This is a genomic window from Methanobrevibacter arboriphilus, assembly GCF_019669925.1.
GTDB lineage: Archaea > Methanobacteriota > Methanobacteria > Methanobacteriales > Methanobacteriaceae > Methanobinarius > Methanobinarius arboriphilus_A.
Genome location: NZ_AP019779.1, coordinates 1,392,501 through 1,410,983 on the forward strand (window position 1 = coordinate 1,392,501; position 18,483 = coordinate 1,410,983).

Genomic DNA, 18,483 nt, shown 5'->3' on the forward strand with positions numbered 1-18,483 from the left:
AAGTAATATATTTTTGACTAAATTATCATTTAAACATTATTTTAATTATTAATTTTCAATAAACAATTTTTAATTCTTATTATTATTTAAAATATTAAAAAGTCTTTTGGTGGAAAAACCATCACTTTTTTCCATATATTTATTTTTAAAAGTTTTTATTATTTTTAAATATTCTTTATCTGTGTTTTTTATATAATTTCCTATATCTTCAATGTTTGTTAATATTATTCCAGGAACAAATGATTCATAGTCAAAATAAAAACCTCGAGATTTTTCTTCAAACTCTTTAAGATCATATGGATAAAAGATCATTTTTTTATTTAACAATGAATATTCAAAAATAATAGAGGAATAATCTGTTATAAGAACATCAGATACAAACAATAGTGTATTGACTTCATTATATTTCGAAAGGTTGAAAACTCGTTTTTCAATTTTTTTACTTAAATTTAACTCTTTAAGTGAGAATCTATTGGATATATATGGATGTAATCTTAAAATAAGGATATAATCTTCAGGAAGATAGTTTAGAATCTTTAATATTTCTGTATTTATATCAATATTCTCACTTGAATTATTTAATTTTTTTTTGTATTCTTCATCTCTAAATGTTGGTGCATATAAAATTAATTTTTTATTAGTTAACTCAGGATAATTCTCATAAAATTCTTTTATTTTTTCATTTATTAAATTTTCATTGAAAAAAATGTCTGTTCTTGGTGTACCAATTGGATATATTTTATTTAAATCCATTTGAAAAGCTGATTTATATATAGGGACCATTTTTTGAGAACCAACGATTAAATGTGTGTTTTTTACTGAGGATGATTTAGCTAAATCTCTGATTTCTCCAACTTCAGTGTTTAAAGCAAATTTTTTAATTGTTCCAGTTCCATGCCATAACTGAACAATATTCACATTCTTTTTAAATTTAGTATAAGCAAATGGTAGAAATATATTATCTAAAAAAATATTTTTAGATGTTGCAACATGATAAGGAACAAATATAAAAAAATTAATGACCTTTTCAATTATTTTTGAGTTTTTTTTGAATTCATAGTCTTCTCTAGTTATTGACTTGAAAAATATATTAGGATTTTTTTGCATGAAATAATTAGCTGTATACAAAACATTTCCTTCAGTACTATCATCGTGAGTCATTATTAGAAATATCTTATTTTTGTTAATAGGTATAAGATAAAAAATATAGTAAACTATGTTAAATAAGTAATATCCTAATTTTTTCATATTATTCCTTCATTATTTGATGTTCTATGATTTAATAATATCTGATACTTTTTTTGATGCATTTCCATCATCGTATTGGTTATATTTTCTTGTAAACTTAGAATATTTGTTTCTATAATCTAAAAAATACTCATTTAAATTGAAATTTTTTAGATATTTGGATAATTCTTGGTTATTTTTAATAATAGGGCCTGGAACTTCTTCAATTATGTCAAAATAGAAACCTCTTAAGCTTTCTTTATAAAATTCTAAATCATATGTATAAAATATAATAGGTCTTTGAAGTAAAGCATAATCGAACATCACTGATGAATAATCTGTGATTAACATATCAGATATTAAATATAATTCTTGTATATCCCATTTTTCATCAGCCACTTTAATAAAATCAGAGTATTTATTCCAATCTATTTTTTCTTGTACTAAGTAATGATACTTTATTATCATGATATATTCATCTGACAATTCTTTTTTTAATAAATCAAAGTCCATTTGACTCGCAAATTTATATATCTCATTATTATAAAACTCATTATCTCTCCATGTTGGGGCATAGAGTATAATTTTTTTATTTTTAGTTTCAGGATTTAAAATACCTAAATCATCTTTTATTTTTAAAATAAAGTCTTTGTCTTCTTTTTTATTTATTAAAATGTCATTTCTAGGGTAACCTACTTTTAAAAATTCTCCTTTAAAATTAAATGCAGTTTTAAATGCATCGATCGAAAAGTCATTTTGAGCGATTAAATAGTCCCAAATTTTTGCATTATTCTTGATTTCAGATTTATAAATATCAATATTTGTTTTACCACCCATATTTAGATTTTCTATGTCTAAACCCAATTTTTTTAGAGGAGTTCCATGCCATGTTTGTATATATTTGCATTTAGATTTTTTTAGAAGATATTCCGGATGTCTGGCATCAAATATCCAATATGCACTAATTATGGTATAATAAAGATATTTTAATCTATTTTTCTTTACTTTTATAGGATTTCCTGGAATTTTGATTTTGGTGTCTTTCACTGACCATACATATTTAAATTTATCATTATACTCATAATTACTATTATTTATTAAATATTCATAGATATATTTAGGATTTCCAGTATAATTTCTCCCATTACCGCTTTCAAACATTATTATATTTTTTGTAGATAAAATATTAAATAATACTTTATAAAAGAAAATTATTATGAATCTAACAAATACTTTTATAAATTGCTTGATTTTAGACATAAATATCAGGATTTATAATAGTTTTAATTTTAAATTAAGGATTATCAATTTCTTTTATAAGATTTTTAGCATAATCCCAATCAGCATGGTCATCAATTTCTGTCCATTTTAGACCATTTGTTTCTATAAAATCAATTCTAGTTTTTTTACTTAGTTTTTCATATGCAAAATCATAATAATTTTCTGAATCTTTTCTTATTAATTTTAATAAAATATCATTAAAATCAGGCAGATCTGATGAAATAACTTTAGAAACTCCAATAAATTCTCCACTAGACTTTGAAATTTCTAAATTTTTTCCAATATCTTTTATTATTCCATCTTCTATAATTATTTTAAAAGATTCTTCATTTAATTTTTTATAGTTATCAATAACCATTGAACTATTCTTAGTTTTCATTATATTTCTAATTATTTGAGGATCTAAGATATTATCTCCATTAATTAATATAAAATCATCACTAATATCTTTTGTTGCAAGATAAGCTGAATATGAAGTGTTAGTCATATAATAATTTTCATTTTCAATAATATTAATTTTAATATTATATTTATCTTCAAGATATTCTGAATGTATAATGACTTTATCCTTAAAATGTCCTACAACAAATATGAATTGGCTTATATTATTATTAACAAGTGTTTCAACTAATCTTTCAATTATTGTTATTTTATTTAATTCTAATAATGCCTTAGGAATATTTTTTGTTAATGGTCGTAATCTTGTACCTGTGCCTGCAGCCAATATTATTGCAATCAATTTTTCACCTTATAATACTTATAATTTATTCCATAACTCTTTAAAAGCAAGTTTTGGAAGATTTTTTTTTATTATAACATCATATACAAAATCAACAATAACACTATTAATCTTGTATTTATCACAAACAGCTTTTATAGCTTTTATAGAATTTTTTCCTTCAAAAACAATTCCTGAAGACTTTTCATCAACAATAATTCTTTGCCCATAGAGCATTCCTAAAGTATGATTTCTGCTCTCTTTTGAAGTTGATGTTAGAACTATATCTCCAAAACCACAATATTTATCAACTGTGGATTTTAAACCACCGATATTCAAGATTATATTTTTAGTATCATTAAAGCCTCTATTTAAAATCGCATATCTTGCATTTTCATTAATTTCCATCCCTTCACAGATACCATATGCAATAGCATTAATATTTTTTATTACTCCACAAAATTCAAGACCAATTACATCATCAATTATTTCTATTTTAAATTTATCAGTTTTTAAGACATTTTTAATTTTTATAGAATTCTTTAAATTTTTAGATGCAATATTACAAATACTAGCTAAATCTAACATTATTTCCGAGGCAAAATTTGGTCCAGATAATGCAACATACTCAATATCAAAATATTCTTTAATTATATTTCCCATCGTATTTAATGAGGGGTATTCAATACCTTTAGCAGTTGTCACTAGTATAACCTCATTATTAACACCAATTTCTTTTAATTTCTTAAGAATTTTTCTAAAGCCTGCTGATGGAACACAAATAAAAATAGCACTACAATTTTTTAAATCTTTTAGATTATTTGTAGGGATTATGTTTTTATTTAACTTTGTATTAGGATAATATTCTGAATTATATCCAGATTTAATAATAGTTTCACATATTTCTTTTCGTCTTGAATATAAAAATACATTCTTTACATTGTTCGATATTGTTTGTGATAGGGCAGTACCAAAACTACCTGCCCCTATAACTCCTATTTTTTCCATTTAAACACTTGCCTGGCTTTGATTCTATGATTGTATTATTATAGTACTATTTGTTAAATAATTATTCACTATAACTCACTCTTTCAAATTCTTTTTCTTTTCCAAGTAATTTAGTAGCATCAACACCAACTTTGGTAGTTGTTCCATCAGGTAATGCTACAGGATCAAGTGATGAACCTCTTGCTTTAGGGATAATAATTATATCATCATCACCTTTAACTCTTGTAGCTATAGCATATTCAAGATCTTGAGGATCAAAAATATCAACATCTTCGTCAACCACTACTGCATGTTTTAATGAGGGATGAGCTGCAAGTGCAGCTAGTATAACATTTTTACCATCACCTTGTGTTTGTTTTTTTATAGCTATTGCTGCATGTAACCAACAACAACCTCCTTCTGTTAATAAAACATTTTGAACTGTTGGAACAGTATTCTTCACAGCTTGGAATATTCTAGGTTCTTGAGGAAGTCCTTGTAGTAATTTATGCTCAAATCCAGCTGGAAGAATAGCATGATACATTGCATTATTTTTTATATGCATAAGATCTAATTTAATAACTGGTTCATCTCTAATTACATCGTATGTGTCTGTTAAATCAACAAATGGTCCTTCTTTTGCTCTTTTATTGGCTAATATTTTTCCTTCAAATATTATGTCTGCTTGGGGAACTTTTAAACCAGTATTTTCCAATTCTAATAATTCAAGATTTCCATCATTAAATACATTTGCAACTTCCATTTCATCACAATCAATTGGGACAGACGTTGTTGTTGAAAGAAGTGTTGATGGATTCATTCCAATAGCTATAGCTATTTCTAAATCTTTATTTAATTTTTCTGACCTTTGAAAATATGTGTAAAGGTTTCTTGGAACGATTCTTATAGCTAATTTATCTTTTCCATTAACTAACATTCTATGTATAGAAGCATTTTGTATTCCTGTTTCTGGATCCTTTGCAAAAACTACTCCTGCAGTTATATAAGCTCCCCCATCTCTTTTATAATGAGTTAATATTGGAATTTTACCTAAATCTGCTTTTTTGGTGCTATATTCTGCATCATTAATTTTTTTATATTTAGTTATTTTTTGAGGATTTTCAGTAGCTTTAATAATTTTTTTGGTTATTTCATCAACAATACAACCTAATGACTTAGCTATTTTTTCTCTAGTATTACAAATTCCTGAGATTATTGGAATATCATAACCTTTAACATTTTTTAATATAACTGTTTTTTTAGGATGCTCTCTAAGTATTCTTGCTGCTTCAAACTCTGTAGAAACTTCTTCTTCTATAGTCAAAATTCCATATTCATCCTTTATTATATTTAAAAAATTTTCCATAATTAATTCCTCTAAAATTTTAATATATATTAAGTAATCATTCATTAATTAGTAATAATCAATTTATTAACAATAATTCCTTAATTTGTAATGATTTATTATATTTGTAATAATTCGTTTATCATTAATTGTTTTTTATATATCTGCTGTTTTGTATTTCATTAATTTTAACTTTTCTTCAATGTTCTTATCAGAAATACCTAATATTTCTCCAGCTAAAACTCCTGCATTTCTTCCATTTTCAATACCAACTGTTCCAACAGGAACTCCTGGTGGCATATTTGCCATTGATAATAATGAATCAAGTCCATTTATCTCTACAGAACGTGGAACTCCTATAACTGGCTTTTCACTTAATGCAACTATGGATCCAGTAACATGAGCAGACAATCCAGTAACAGCTATAAATAATTTAACATCTTTCATATTTTCCATATATTTATTAAATTTATCAGGATATCTTATAGGAGATATTACACTAATATCATAACTAATTCCTAATCTGTCTAATGTTAAAGCAACATTTTTAGCTTCTTCAATATCAGAATAACTTCCAGGAACAACTGAAACTAAAGGGATATTTTCTTTTGATTCAACAATTTCAGACTCTTTGAATATTTTATCTGTGTGGGGTTCTTCTTTGTTTAATTTTTCCTCACTTATTTCATCATAGTTATCTAAAAAGTTTTTTTGTAATAATTTACCATCTAACTGAGAGATTAGCTTTTCTTCATCGCTTTTAACTTTTTCTTGATATGACTTTCTAAGTTTTGATACTCTTTTTTTAACCTCAGGATCATTAACCCCTATAATTTGCCCAGCAAGAATCGCTCCATTGTCGCCTCTATCAATTCCAACAGTTGCTACTGGAGCAGGGAAAGGCATTTGGGATGAAGCAAATAATGCATCTAAGCCACCTAACTTAACATCAACAGGAACACCAATCACTGGTTTGTGAGTATAAGCTGCTATAGAACCTGGTAAATGGGCTGCTAATCCAGCAATTCCCATAAAAACTTCTATTCCATTTGTTGTAGCTTCAACTACTAATTTTTTTACTTTTTCATGGGTTCTATGTGCAGATGCAACTTTTAAACTGTATGGAATATGGAGTGTTTCAAATATATCAATAGATTTTTGAGCTATTTTTATGTCTGATGCACTTCCTAAGATTATCATTACTTTAGGGTTCATTAATTCACCTTTTTAATAATAAATATTATTTTTATAGGATTTATTTATTATTTAATATATTTTTATAATAATTTCTGTTATTAATGATTAATTATATTTGATATTTTAGATTTTTTAATAGATTTTTGAAACTTTTAATGTACTTAGATATATTTATATGTTCTTAGATTAATATTTTTATAATTAAAATTTATATATTAGATAATATTATATCAAAACATTATAATAGTATCACCCTAATATTAAAATAATTATATTAGAATAATTAGTATACTATAGAAGAATATTATTTAATAAACTAATATTATTAAATTATAATATTATTAAATTAATATTAGGGTGATACTATTAGAATGATAGTATATTAGGATATAATTTATATTATTGAATATAGTTATTAGCCTATTTCTGTATATACTTATTTATACATAGTATTTTTATATTTAAAGCTTTAAATTTTGTTTATAATTCTAAAATTATTTTTTATTTATTATTCTCCATTAATTTGATATTTAAAAATTTTTATAAATTAATAATGACAAGATAATACATAAATAATTATTAAATTGATAAATAATTATTTTAATTAGAATAACCATAAACTAATTTGACAGTTTTAATCTGATGGCTTTCATCAAATTCTTGATAAATTATTTTGATAAATCAAATTTTTAATATTTAAATATTATTTTTATAAAGTTTATTAAAAAACTTATTAAAGGTGCAAAATGGAAAATAGACACTCTCCATCTGTTTCAATTATTATTCCTGCTTATAATGAAGAAGCAACTGTAGCTCATGTTGTAAATGTTGCTATGGAATTACCTTATGTAACTGAAGTTATTGTTATTGATGATGGGTCTTATGATAAAACAGCTGAGGAAGCTAAACTTGTAGGAGCAGATGTTATATCTCACACTAGTAATCAAGGAAAAGGTTCAGCTATTAAAACAGGTTTTAAACATTCTAAAGGAGATATAGTTGCATTTATAGATGCTGATATTTATAATTTAACCTCTGATAAGATTGAAATGATTATTTCTCCTATTTTGGAAGGTAAAACAGATATTACAAAAACTAAATTTATGAGAGAAAGTGGAAGAGTAACTGAACTTACAGCTAAACCTCTTCTTAGATTTTTCTTTCCAGAAGTTAGCTTTGAACAGCCTTTAAGTGGTCAATTTGCTGGAAAACGTTCAGTTCTCGAAAAAATTAAATTTGAAAAAGATTATGGTGTAGATGTTGGTATTGTACTTGATGCTGATGCTCATGGTATGAGAATCAAAGAAGTGGACATTGGAGAAATTAAACATGATATGTCTCCTCTTGAAAGTCTAAATGAAATGGCTAATGAAGTTACAAGGACCATTGTTGATAGGGCTATGGAATATGGCCGTGTAACAATGATGGATTCAATGGGTAATTACATCAGAATGACTACACTTGGACTGTCACTAATTATTTTAGGTCTTTTTACAATATTTTTTGTTCAGGGAGTTCCTTTAGAATTAGGAGCAATTATATCTTTAGCTGGTATTCTTTTAACAATTTATTATGTGATTAAACTTATTATAAAAACCACGATAATGTTTAGGAAGAGACCTAAGGGTAATTTTTTCAGATCATTTATTAAGATGCATTTTCCTGTTGTCATCTCTGCTCTTGTATTATTAGTAATGATATCAACATTTTTAAGCGCAGCTACATATTCAGATGGGAAATTATCTATTGAACCTACTTCAAAAAATCTTGTAATATTCCCAGGATCTCCAGATCAGACTATATATGTTAGAGGTCCTTATACTGTTGATAGTGCACTAGAAAATCAATCAACTATTATAAGAATGCCCCAAGATGCTTTAAATACATTAGAACTTAGCTATGGTGATAAACTCCGTATTGAAGATGAATATTACACGGTTAACAAGGTTAGGAATGAAGAACCGAATATTTTAAGAATTCCTTATGATGTTAGGATGTTTCTTGATCTTCAAGTTGGTGATGTAATATCAGATGGAAAAATAAAGGGAGTTTTTGAAGGAATTCAAGTAGAACATAGTTTTAATATTAATGATTCTAATATATCTGGTTCTGAATATTCTATAATAAACTCTAGAAATATGAATGGAACTACAATGGATGTATATATTGATCATAATAGAATTGGATCTATTTCTGGATCTTTTAAACCTAATGAAACTTATGATATATATCTTAATGGATTAATAGCTAAATCTATATATATAAATGATGATATAAAAAGAGGAAATAGCTATTTCATTTATTCTGGAGATCATATTATTGAACTAAAAGTTTCAAACAATATTTCAACATCAAAAAGATTTCTTCCAAATAAATTTGGACCTTTTTTAGTTTTTAACTTTGAATAAATTTAGTTTTTAACAATATCCAATTTTAAATAATATTTAGCTTGAAATAGCTTTAATTTTGAATAATTTAGCTTTATTATTTTAAAAAATGAGTTTTAATATCTTTAATAATAAAACCTTATTTTGTTAAAAGATTAATATTTTTATTAATATTTTTATTAATATTATTATTAATAATCTTAGCAGTATTATATACTAAGTAATTAGTAATAGTATTAGAATATTATTAATAATATTCCTTATTTATTCTTAGAAGTATTTTTAGTAGTATTCTTAGTAATACTATAAATAGTATATTGATTATATTCTTAGTAATATACTTTAACAGCTTCATCGGGATTGTTATAAAGTCCAAGTGCAGCTAATGCGCCTATTTTCCCATGATCTCCAGTGACAGCTATTAATTGAATACTTAAATCTTTAGCTACTTTTTCAGCTTCTTCTACAGATACCATAGCTGTTTTAGCCTTCATTGAATATTCAAAAAGTTCTTGGGGAATGGTAAGTCCGTTTAATATGGCAATAGCTGTTTTATCAGACAATGTATCTCTTTTTAATAGTTCTATAGTCTTGTTAATAAGTTTTTCTTTTTCTTCTGGAAAAACAGCAAATGTTAATGCTATTGAAACACAATTTTGAGTTTTATGAGGATTATGAGGATATAATTGAACTATAATATGGTCTAAATATTCAAAACCTTCATTTTTTAGTTCTATTCCTACATTATGGGCCATAGTCCAAGTAGCTCCTTCATCTTTAGTATCAGTATCATCAATCCCAATAACTACTTTTTCCATTTTTGGAGTTATTACTCCTGCTTTTCCAAGTTTAGACCCTCCACCTTTTTCATAAATCTCAACTTGTTTTATTCCATCACCCATTCCACGACACATTCCTGCTCCAACACCTGCTCCTGCTAAACCACTATGAACAACTTTAACAGTATTATTTTCATCATCAATAGCTACTTCTTCAATTCCAGCAGCATTGACACTGGCTTTAAGGTTAAGTGGTTCTTTACCAACTTTTGTTAAAAATACTTGTTTGTTACCATCTCTATAAGCATTTAAAATTAACTTACTAGTATTTTTATACTGATTAACAAGCCAATGTGAACCTGATATACATGGGTGATACTCAACAATTTCAACAAGATCATTATCAGCCATTGTTATTACTTTTTCATAGGGAGCTATCCAAGGATCATTAAATTTCTTTTTTAAATCATTAGGCTTCAAAATTTCCATAAAAACCAGTCTATTGTTAATTGATTTATAATAATGTAAAAATAAAATTTTTTATAAAAAATTCTTTTATAATTTATAAATATATATTTAATATTATTAATTATTAAGTTAATATATTATATTGATTAATATTAATTATTACTTAATTTATCACTTATTAGTTAATAAGAAATTAATTAATAAAAACTATTAATCTATAATAAAATCTATTAAAAATAAATTTTAATAAGAAGTAGTTTATTAAAATTAGATTTCTTTCAAACGATCACACATTTTAACTGCTGCTTCTACAGCTCTTTTACCGTATTCGACACGTTTATGGGCATCTAATCTTGTCATTCCCGGTCCACTTATTCCAAGTGAAACAGGTTTTTCAAATTCTAGTGAAAGATCAGCTATTTTTCTTGAAGCATGTTGTGCCACTATTTGATCATGATCAGTTGAGCCTTCAATAACAGCACCAAGAGTAATTACAGTATCAATATCCTCTTTTTCTAATAATTTTTTAATAGCTAATGGCATATCGAATACTCCAGGAACTGGAACAACTTGCACAATTTCACAATCTCTAATTTTTGCTTCTTCTTTAGCTAATTCTAACATCATATGGGTTAAATCATAATTAAATTCAGCTACAACCGCTCCTATTCTATACTTTACCATAAAAACACCTCTAAACATTTTGTTGTTATAATTTAATCTTATATTCGTCCAATTTAATAAATAGTATTAATTTTTAAATTAATTCTAATGTTATATATTATTTTATATGTTATTGTACCATAAGTAAGAAACCAGCAGCTGCACTCATAACCATAATTAAAATAATTATTATGGCTGCTATTTTTATTATATCCATTGTTTGCCTCCAAATCAATATTTATTAGTTAGAATAATATTTATTAAAAATATTATAAAAATTTTCTATTAGATATATTATAGAAAATTTCTATAATAATCTTATAAAAAATATTATAGAAAATCCAATTTTATAGAAAATCCACATTAAAAATATCATAAAAAATATTATAGAAATTTTATAAATATTTATTTTATAAATATTTTATAGTTTATTTTATTGTTATTAAAACTTGTATTTTAATTTATAGGTTAATCATCTTATATTATTCATATTAAAAAAATTTAGATAGTTCATTTACACAATCAACTAACTTTTTTATATCATTTAAATTATTGTAACAATGTATTGAAGCTCTTACAGTTCCCTCATTAGCATTGATTAGATTTAATGATGGTATAGCGCAATGAAATCCACTTCTAACACAAATATTCTCAGTTTCATCAAGTATTTTGCTAACATCATATGGATTAACGTTTTTTATATTAAATGAAACAATATTAAATATGTTTTCAAGATCTCCATATAAAATAACATTATCAATTTCAGATAAAAGAGTATAAAGCTCTCGTGTTAAATATTGAGTATGTTCTTTAATTTTTGAAATGCCAATACTGTTAATGTATTCTATAGCTCTTCCAAGGCCGATAATTCCACTAATATTCTGAGTTCCTCCTTCAAATCTATAAGGAACTTCTTCTAATTTAAAATCTTTGTTCTTAAGACTTGTAATTGTCCCTCCACCAAGATTTGTTGGGGATAATTTTTTTAATAATTCTTTTTTTCCATATAAAAATCCAGTTCCACTAGGTCCAAGCAGACCTTTATGTCCAGGAGCAGCTATGAAATCAGCATCAAATTTTTTAATATCAATTTTTTCATGTCCAATTGATTGAGCAACATCTACTAAAAGATAAACATTTTCATGTTCATGAACTATTTTTGAAATTTCTTCTATGTCTTGACAAGATCCAATAGAATTAGAAACATGACTAATAGCTACTATTTTAGTATTATTATCAATCAATTCATCAATTATTAATGAATCAATTATTCCGTCTGAATCAGCTTCAGCTATTTTCACATCAATTGAAAGATTATTTTTTGTGCTTTTTTCAACATTCAACCAAGGAATAAAATTAGAATGATGTTCAATGTTTGAAATAATTATATTATCATTTTTTTCAAAAGAAAAACCATTAGCTACAATATTAATAGCACTAGTTGTATTTTGAGTAAAAATAATCTCATTACTTGAAGCATTGATTAGATTAGCTATTTTTTCTCTTGTATTTTCTACTTTTTGCCCAGTTTTAATAGCTGTTTTATATGCTCCTCGACCAATATTTGCATTATAATTATAGTAATAATCATCAATAGCTTCAACAACAGGATTTGGGGTGAGACTAGTACTTGCAGAGTCAAGATAAATTATATTTTTTAAAATAGGAAAATCTTTTCTAATGTTTTCTATTGAAGTCAAAAAATTCCTCCTATTTTAATATTTAAATATTATATTTTTAGCTATGATTTTTGTTTTTATCTAAATTTTATTTTTTAAAACTATGTTTTTTAGAATTTTATTAGAATTTTATTCTTTAAAATCCTATTATACTATTTTTTAAAATCTTATTTTTTCTTTTATAGCTTCAGACATTTCTATTGTAGTAGATTTTCCACCTAAATCTCTAGTAACAGTTTTATTTTCTGATAAAACTTTTAAAACAGCTTTATCAATAGCATTAGCTGTTTCTTTTTCACCTAAATATTCAAGCATCATAATAGCTGATAATATCATAGCTGTTGGATTAGCTAAACCTTTCCCTGCTATGTCTGGTGCAGATCCATGAACTGGTTCAAATAATGCTCTTTCTTCACCAATATTAGCTGAAGGTATAAGTCCAAGGCCACCAACAAGACCAGCACCTTCATCAGATAAGATATCTCCGAAAAGATTTGTTGTTACAATAATATCAAAGCTTTTAGGTCTAGTTAATAAGTACATTGCTGTTGCATCTACATAAAAATCTTCATATTCAATGCCTTTACTTTTATATTTTTTACCTACTTCATAAAATACTTCTTTAAACAAGCCATCAGTTTTTTTCAATACATTTGCTTTATGTACGCCTGTAACTTTTTTTCTGTTATTTTCTTCTGCATATTTAAAAGCATATTCACATATGCGTTCTGATGCATCTCTTGTTATGACTCGTTTAGCTGTTGCTCCAGTAATATTCCCTGCATCGTCTTTAATATAATCTTCATCTCCAATATACATCCCTTCAGTATTTTCTCTAACAATCATGAAATCAAGGTCATCAAATATTGATTTAGTTCCAGGATATGACTTTACAGGTCTAAGATTAGCAAATAAATCCATTTCTTGGCGAAGTCTAACTATAACCTCCGCAGCTGTTTCACCAGCAGCTCCAAATAAACAAGCATCAGAATTTTTTACTAAATCTATTGTTTTTTGAGGAAGGGCAACACAAGTTTTCTCTTTACATTCATCACCAGCTTCACCAAATTCAAATTTAAAATCGATGTCTAAAGCTTCTAAAACATTTAAAGTAGCTTCCATTACTTCTTTTCCAATCCCATCTCCAGGAATAACTGCTATTTTATACATATTATCACAAAATTATTATTTTTTAATCCTATTTATTATATCCGATTTTTTATAACCGACCCAACCTTTTATTGATTGTAATTCTTTAATCTGTTCTTTAAATAAATCGTTTTTTTCTCTTAATTTCCAGTATTTTTCTACTAATTCAAGATTTTTTTCTTTTATATTAGAATTTTTCTCTTTTAAATTAATATTTTTTCTTTTTATATTGGAATTTTTAGTTTTCAGAGTTTTATTACTGTTCCAAAGTCTTTTAACTTTTTTATTAATATGTTTCAAATGATTAAAATTATCAATATCATTATTTTCTATTAAATATAATGCTATTTTGTATAAATCATCTTTAGGAGTAATATCATATATCGATATTTTTTTAAAAAATTTGCTAAATAATTTGAAAACATCTTCTAATTCTCCTTTTTTTTCAATTTCATTTGAAAGAATTTGGGAAATGAAAAAATTAATTTTTCTATTTAAATGATATTTATAATCTTTTTCTCTATTATTACTTTTAAAAATATCTAAAATATAATTTTCTGCTTTAAAAACTCCTTTAAAGTATTTTAGGTTTTGTGTTGTTGTTATTGAACCCTCATGGAAAATATAATTGTAAACATTGAAATCTGTTAAATAAATAATTTTTTCTGAACTAAAATAATATTCGATTATAAACACAGCATCTTGTGCAGGAATCCTTTCAGGAAATCTAATTTTATTTTTTTCTATTATTTCTCTACTAAAAATATTTTTAGGAAGTTGAGGAGATATTAATTCGATTATTTTTATAAATTCATCATTTTTAGAATTAAATTTCAGAATACCTTTATTTTTAAAGTATTTTGGAGTACCATCAAGTGTTCTACCAAGTTTATGTATAGTACATGATCCAAATACAAGGTCTGCTTTTTCACTATTTATTTTTTCGTATAAAATTTCACAAGCATCCTTTTCAAAATAATCATCAGAGTCTAAGAAAATTATATAATCTGAAGTGGATAATTCAATTCCAATATTTCTGGGTTTGCCTGGATATCCACTATTTTCGTCTAAATATTTTGATTTAATGTTAGAATATTTTTTTGCATATTCATTAATGATTTGTTGAGTATTATCTTTAGAATTATCATCAATTATAATAAGCTCAATATTTTCAAATCCAATTGTCTGGTTAATAACAGAATCGATAGTTTTTTTTATATATTCTTCTCTATTATATGTTGGGATGATTATACTTAGTTTATAAACCATTTTATCCACTCTAACTAAAAATTTAATTTACAATTTGTATAACTTCTGATTAATAGGATATAAAATATAAAATCTGTATCATTAATACGATAATAATAATTTATGATATGATTAAAACTCAGATTTTAATATTTCACATTTTTATTTTCTACAGTAATACTTACACAATGATTTTTATTAAATATATATTTTGTTAGATTTTAATTATTAGATATTATTTTTTGTTATTTATTTAAATTAGGTATTTATTTAATTTCTATTTAAAATATTTATTATAATATTAAGATTTAAATAGGGCATTATTTAAATTTATATACTAGTTTAAACGATATATTTATTGTTTAACAAATACTGAAAATATTAAAATATATATTTTAAACTTCAATAAATTTAAATTATGTATTTTACTTATGTATTTCTAATCATTATTATAGTTTTTAATTTTCATCATATTTTTAAACATATAATTTATTAATACAATAAAGGTGATTTATTGAAAGATTTAGTTGATACAACTTTAGAATTAGACATAAGTGAAATATCTACCTATAATTTCCCAAAAAATGAACTATTTGGGTTGAAAATCTTAAAAAATAATGTTAAATATGAATTTTTGATAAAGTTAAATGATAAAAGTGAAAAACTTATTTGTTTTGGTGCTAAAGGAGGATTGGTAAGAGAAAAAGCTAAACTTCCCGATTTCCCTCGACATTCTTGGCATAAAAGCTTTCAAGAATCATTGATATACTATGCAGACCCTACTTTTCATGTTAATAAAGAAATAAAGACAGGATGGTATATGGGAACTGAAGATGATTGGTATCTTGAAAGAATTGCAGAGATAATTTCAAAAATAGCAGCTAATCATAAAATCAAAAATCAGGATATTTTATTTTATGGAACATCAGCTGGGGGATTTTCATCAGTAATGCTCTCTACATTATTTAAAAAATCTACTACACTAGTAGGTAATCCTCAATTAATTGTTCCAAATCATTATCAAAGACCATTTGATAACATAAAAAAATATTGTTTCAATGACTTAGATGATGAAACACTTTTAAAAGAGTATGGGTATCGTTTCAATACATTTGATCTTTTTAAAAGAGAAAAATACATTCCTCATATAATTTATCTTGTCAATGCTCAATCTAAAAGGGATTTATATAAACAATGCATCCCATTTCTTGAAGAATTAGGGAAATTCCCAGATTTTAATAATAATGAAGTAGAAATAATTGTATATCATGATGAAGATGGTCATTCAGCAAGGTTATCTAGATCGATATGTATACCATTAATTAAGTTAGTATTAGATAGAAATATTTATAATTATTATGCAGAGAATGATGCAAATAACCAATCTTTAAATTATAAATTAAAAGAATATGAAAAAATTATAGAAGAGTATAAATCAAGAAAAATTGTAAAGATTGTGGATAACATAAAAAAATTTTTTAGTAAGTTGAAAAATTAGATATTAAATCAATATAAATCCCTATATAAAGTTATAATTAGTCTTTCTCTTATATTTATCTTGTTTTTCTGCTTTTTTAAATAATTTTCTTATCATATTTTGAGGGTGACTCACAATTACAACTTCAATAAGCAAAAAACTAAATTTAAAGTATTTTTGAACAAAATAACATATTATAAAATTTTTTAGAAATTGTTCATCTTGGTATATATTAATTGAAGAAATAATTGTGAGTCTCCTAATTTTTAATATTCAAAGGATATTTTAATTTAATCAAATTCATTATTGTTATTTATTAGTTTTTTATTATTAGATTACTTTTCAAATGCTAGGATTCAGCTTATATTCTATTTTTTTAATATATTTCTCTGGTGATTACTTTGGATAAACAAACATTCGATAATATAATTAATGAAACAGGAACTATTTTTAGAGATATTGACGTTTTTAGCCCTAATTATCTACCAGATGTTTATAAATATCGTGATAAACAATTGTATGAAATGATTAGATTTTCTAAAGGTCTTAAAAATGGAAAACTTCCTCAAAATATGATGTTAATAGGTAAATATGCGACTGGTAAGACTTCCACAATATTAAAATATTTTAATTTAATTGAAGAAAGATTTAACAATGTTATTTGTGTGCATATTAACTGTCAGATAAATAAAACAGAATATAAGATTTTTACAAAAATATATAAAAGATTTTTTGGAGAAAATATAATAGTTAATGGATTATCTACTTTTAATATCTTTGAAAAAATAATGAAAGAAATTAAAAAAAAAGATAATATATTAATTGTAGCACTAGATGATTTCGATTTTATAAAAAATGATAAAGAATTAAATAAAACACTATATAATCTTTTAAGAGTCCATGAAACATATAATAATGTTAAAATTTCTGTAGTAACTATATCTTCACAATATAAAGATGTTATTTTAAGTGATAGTGTTGTTTCTAGCTTTTATCCTGTTGAAATTAATTTTCCTAGATATACATATTCTCAAATATTTGATATTCTTAAAAATAGGTGTACTTCAGGATTTTATTCAGGGGTTATTTCTGAAAAAATTATTAATTTAGCTAGTGACTATACTTTTGAGAGAAATGATCTACGTTATGGCATTAAATTGTTGTGTAAAGCTGGAGAACGTGCAGAATCATATGGCTCCACTAAAATTACTGAAGACTGTTTATATTAATTTTTTCCAGAAGTTCTGATATTATATCTAATTTTTTATTTTTTACAATTTTTGATTTATTTTTAGGATATTTTCCCTGAAATAACCTATTAAACGGTTTGTATTGATTTTTAGTCGCGTTTATTCCTTTTTTTATTGTTTTTTGGATTTTCTTTTTTATTGCTTTTCCTTTGTTGTTCTTTTAAAATTTCATTAGCTTTGTTATTTACGTCTTGAACTATGTTATAGGTTAATATTTATGAATAAAAGTCTTGTTCAACTGATATTTTACTGTAAATGCTTATATTTTCTATTTATAGCTTGTTTTTTTATATTTCAAATGATTTTTTAATTTTCCATCTTTGACGATACAATTTATTGATTTCATCATATGATACTTCTTTTATTGGTAAAGTACTTATTAAAATTACTTTATTATTTTTTGTGGGGATTTTAATAATTTTTAAACTTAATCTTTTCCTCATTTAATAGTTTTTCTTTGGTTTTGGCGTTTTTTATTATTTGTAGTCTTTTTCATTGATTTTTAAGTTTATTTTTCTGTAATTTCCCTTTATTTCATTGTTTTGGATTTATAGTTGTCTTTTTTGACTTTGAATATGAATCTAATGTTTTTTATGAGGTATATTGGAAAAATTTGATTGATAAGTAC

At 24.6% G+C, this 18,483-nt stretch carries 14 protein-coding genes; 3 read left to right on the top strand and 11 right to left on the bottom strand.

The window, feature by feature from the left end:
- Window positions 1-69: 69 nt before the first annotated feature.
- The 6 genes from MarbSA_RS06085 to purE all read right to left on the bottom strand — a co-directional run bounded on the left by MarbSA_RS06085 (window position 70) and on the right by purE (window position 6,773).
- On the bottom strand, window positions 70-1,248 hold the full coding sequence (locus tag MarbSA_RS06085; protein WP_221061173.1) for a CDP-glycerol glycerophosphotransferase family protein: 1,179 nt from the start codon (window positions 1,246-1,248) through the stop codon (window positions 70-72).
- Window positions 1,249-1,272: 24 nt separating this feature from the next.
- Window positions 1,273-2,487 (bottom strand): CDP-glycerol glycerophosphotransferase family protein, encoded by a 1,215-nt coding sequence (locus MarbSA_RS06090; protein WP_280636252.1) that lies wholly within the window; start codon window positions 2,485-2,487, stop codon window positions 1,273-1,275.
- Window positions 2,488-2,521: 34 nt separating this feature from the next.
- Window positions 2,522-3,247, bottom strand: a complete 726-nt coding sequence (locus MarbSA_RS06095; protein WP_054834983.1) for a phosphocholine cytidylyltransferase family protein — start codon at window positions 3,245-3,247, stop codon at window positions 2,522-2,524.
- 18 nt (window positions 3,248-3,265) lie between these two features.
- Window positions 3,266-4,234 (bottom strand): NAD(P)H-dependent glycerol-3-phosphate dehydrogenase, encoded by a 969-nt coding sequence (locus tag MarbSA_RS06100; protein ID WP_221061175.1) that lies wholly within the window; start codon window positions 4,232-4,234, stop codon window positions 3,266-3,268.
- Between the two features lie 61 nt (window positions 4,235-4,295).
- Window positions 4,296-5,579 (bottom strand): UbiD family decarboxylase, encoded by a 1,284-nt coding sequence (locus tag MarbSA_RS06105; protein WP_221061176.1) that lies wholly within the window; start codon window positions 5,577-5,579, stop codon window positions 4,296-4,298.
- A gap of 135 nt (window positions 5,580-5,714) precedes the next feature.
- Window positions 5,715-6,773: a 5-(carboxyamino)imidazole ribonucleotide mutase gene (gene purE, locus MarbSA_RS06110; protein WP_221061177.1), complete on the bottom strand. Its 1,059-nt coding sequence runs from the start codon at window positions 6,771-6,773 to the stop codon at window positions 5,715-5,717.
- Window positions 6,774-7,501: 728 nt separating this feature from the next.
- On the opposite strand from purE, the gene MarbSA_RS06115 reads away from it, so the two are divergent.
- Entirely contained in the window at window positions 7,502-9,163 is a 1,662-nt protein-coding gene (locus tag MarbSA_RS06115; protein WP_221061178.1) for a glycosyltransferase, read from the top strand.
- A 308-nt stretch (window positions 9,164-9,471) separates the two neighbouring features.
- On the opposite strand, the gene mmp11 is transcribed toward MarbSA_RS06115, so the two are convergent.
- From mmp11 to MarbSA_RS06140, 5 genes are all read right to left on the bottom strand, one after another.
- On the bottom strand, window positions 9,472-10,410 hold the full coding sequence (gene mmp11, locus MarbSA_RS06120) for a methanogenesis marker protein 11 (RefSeq protein ID WP_221061179.1): 939 nt from the start codon (window positions 10,408-10,410) through the stop codon (window positions 9,472-9,474).
- 246 nt (window positions 10,411-10,656) lie between these two features.
- Window positions 10,657-11,073: a 6,7-dimethyl-8-ribityllumazine synthase gene (ribH, locus tag MarbSA_RS06125; RefSeq protein ID WP_054835469.1), complete on the bottom strand. Its 417-nt coding sequence runs from the start codon at window positions 11,071-11,073 to the stop codon at window positions 10,657-10,659.
- A 470-nt stretch (window positions 11,074-11,543) separates the two neighbouring features.
- On the bottom strand, window positions 11,544-12,752 hold the full coding sequence (locus MarbSA_RS06130; protein WP_244987855.1) for an aminotransferase class V-fold PLP-dependent enzyme: 1,209 nt from the start codon (window positions 12,750-12,752) through the stop codon (window positions 11,544-11,546).
- A gap of 138 nt (window positions 12,753-12,890) precedes the next feature.
- Entirely contained in the window at window positions 12,891-13,901 is a 1,011-nt protein-coding gene (locus MarbSA_RS06135) for an isocitrate/isopropylmalate family dehydrogenase (protein ID WP_054835079.1), read from the bottom strand.
- A gap of 15 nt (window positions 13,902-13,916) precedes the next feature.
- Window positions 13,917-15,149 (bottom strand): glycosyltransferase family 2 protein, encoded by a 1,233-nt coding sequence (locus tag MarbSA_RS06140; RefSeq protein WP_221061180.1) that lies wholly within the window; start codon window positions 15,147-15,149, stop codon window positions 13,917-13,919.
- 493 nt (window positions 15,150-15,642) lie between these two features.
- Between MarbSA_RS06140 and MarbSA_RS06145 the strand changes: the two genes are divergently transcribed.
- A complete protein-coding gene (locus MarbSA_RS06145; protein ID WP_221061181.1) occupies window positions 15,643-16,626 on the top strand; it encodes a hypothetical protein in 984 nt (327 codons plus the stop codon).
- Window positions 16,627-17,006: 380 nt separating this feature from the next.
- Window positions 17,007-17,834 (top strand): AAA family ATPase, encoded by an 828-nt coding sequence (locus tag MarbSA_RS06150; RefSeq protein ID WP_221061182.1) that lies wholly within the window; start codon window positions 17,007-17,009, stop codon window positions 17,832-17,834.
- The last annotated feature ends 649 nt before the right edge of the window (window positions 17,835-18,483 follow it).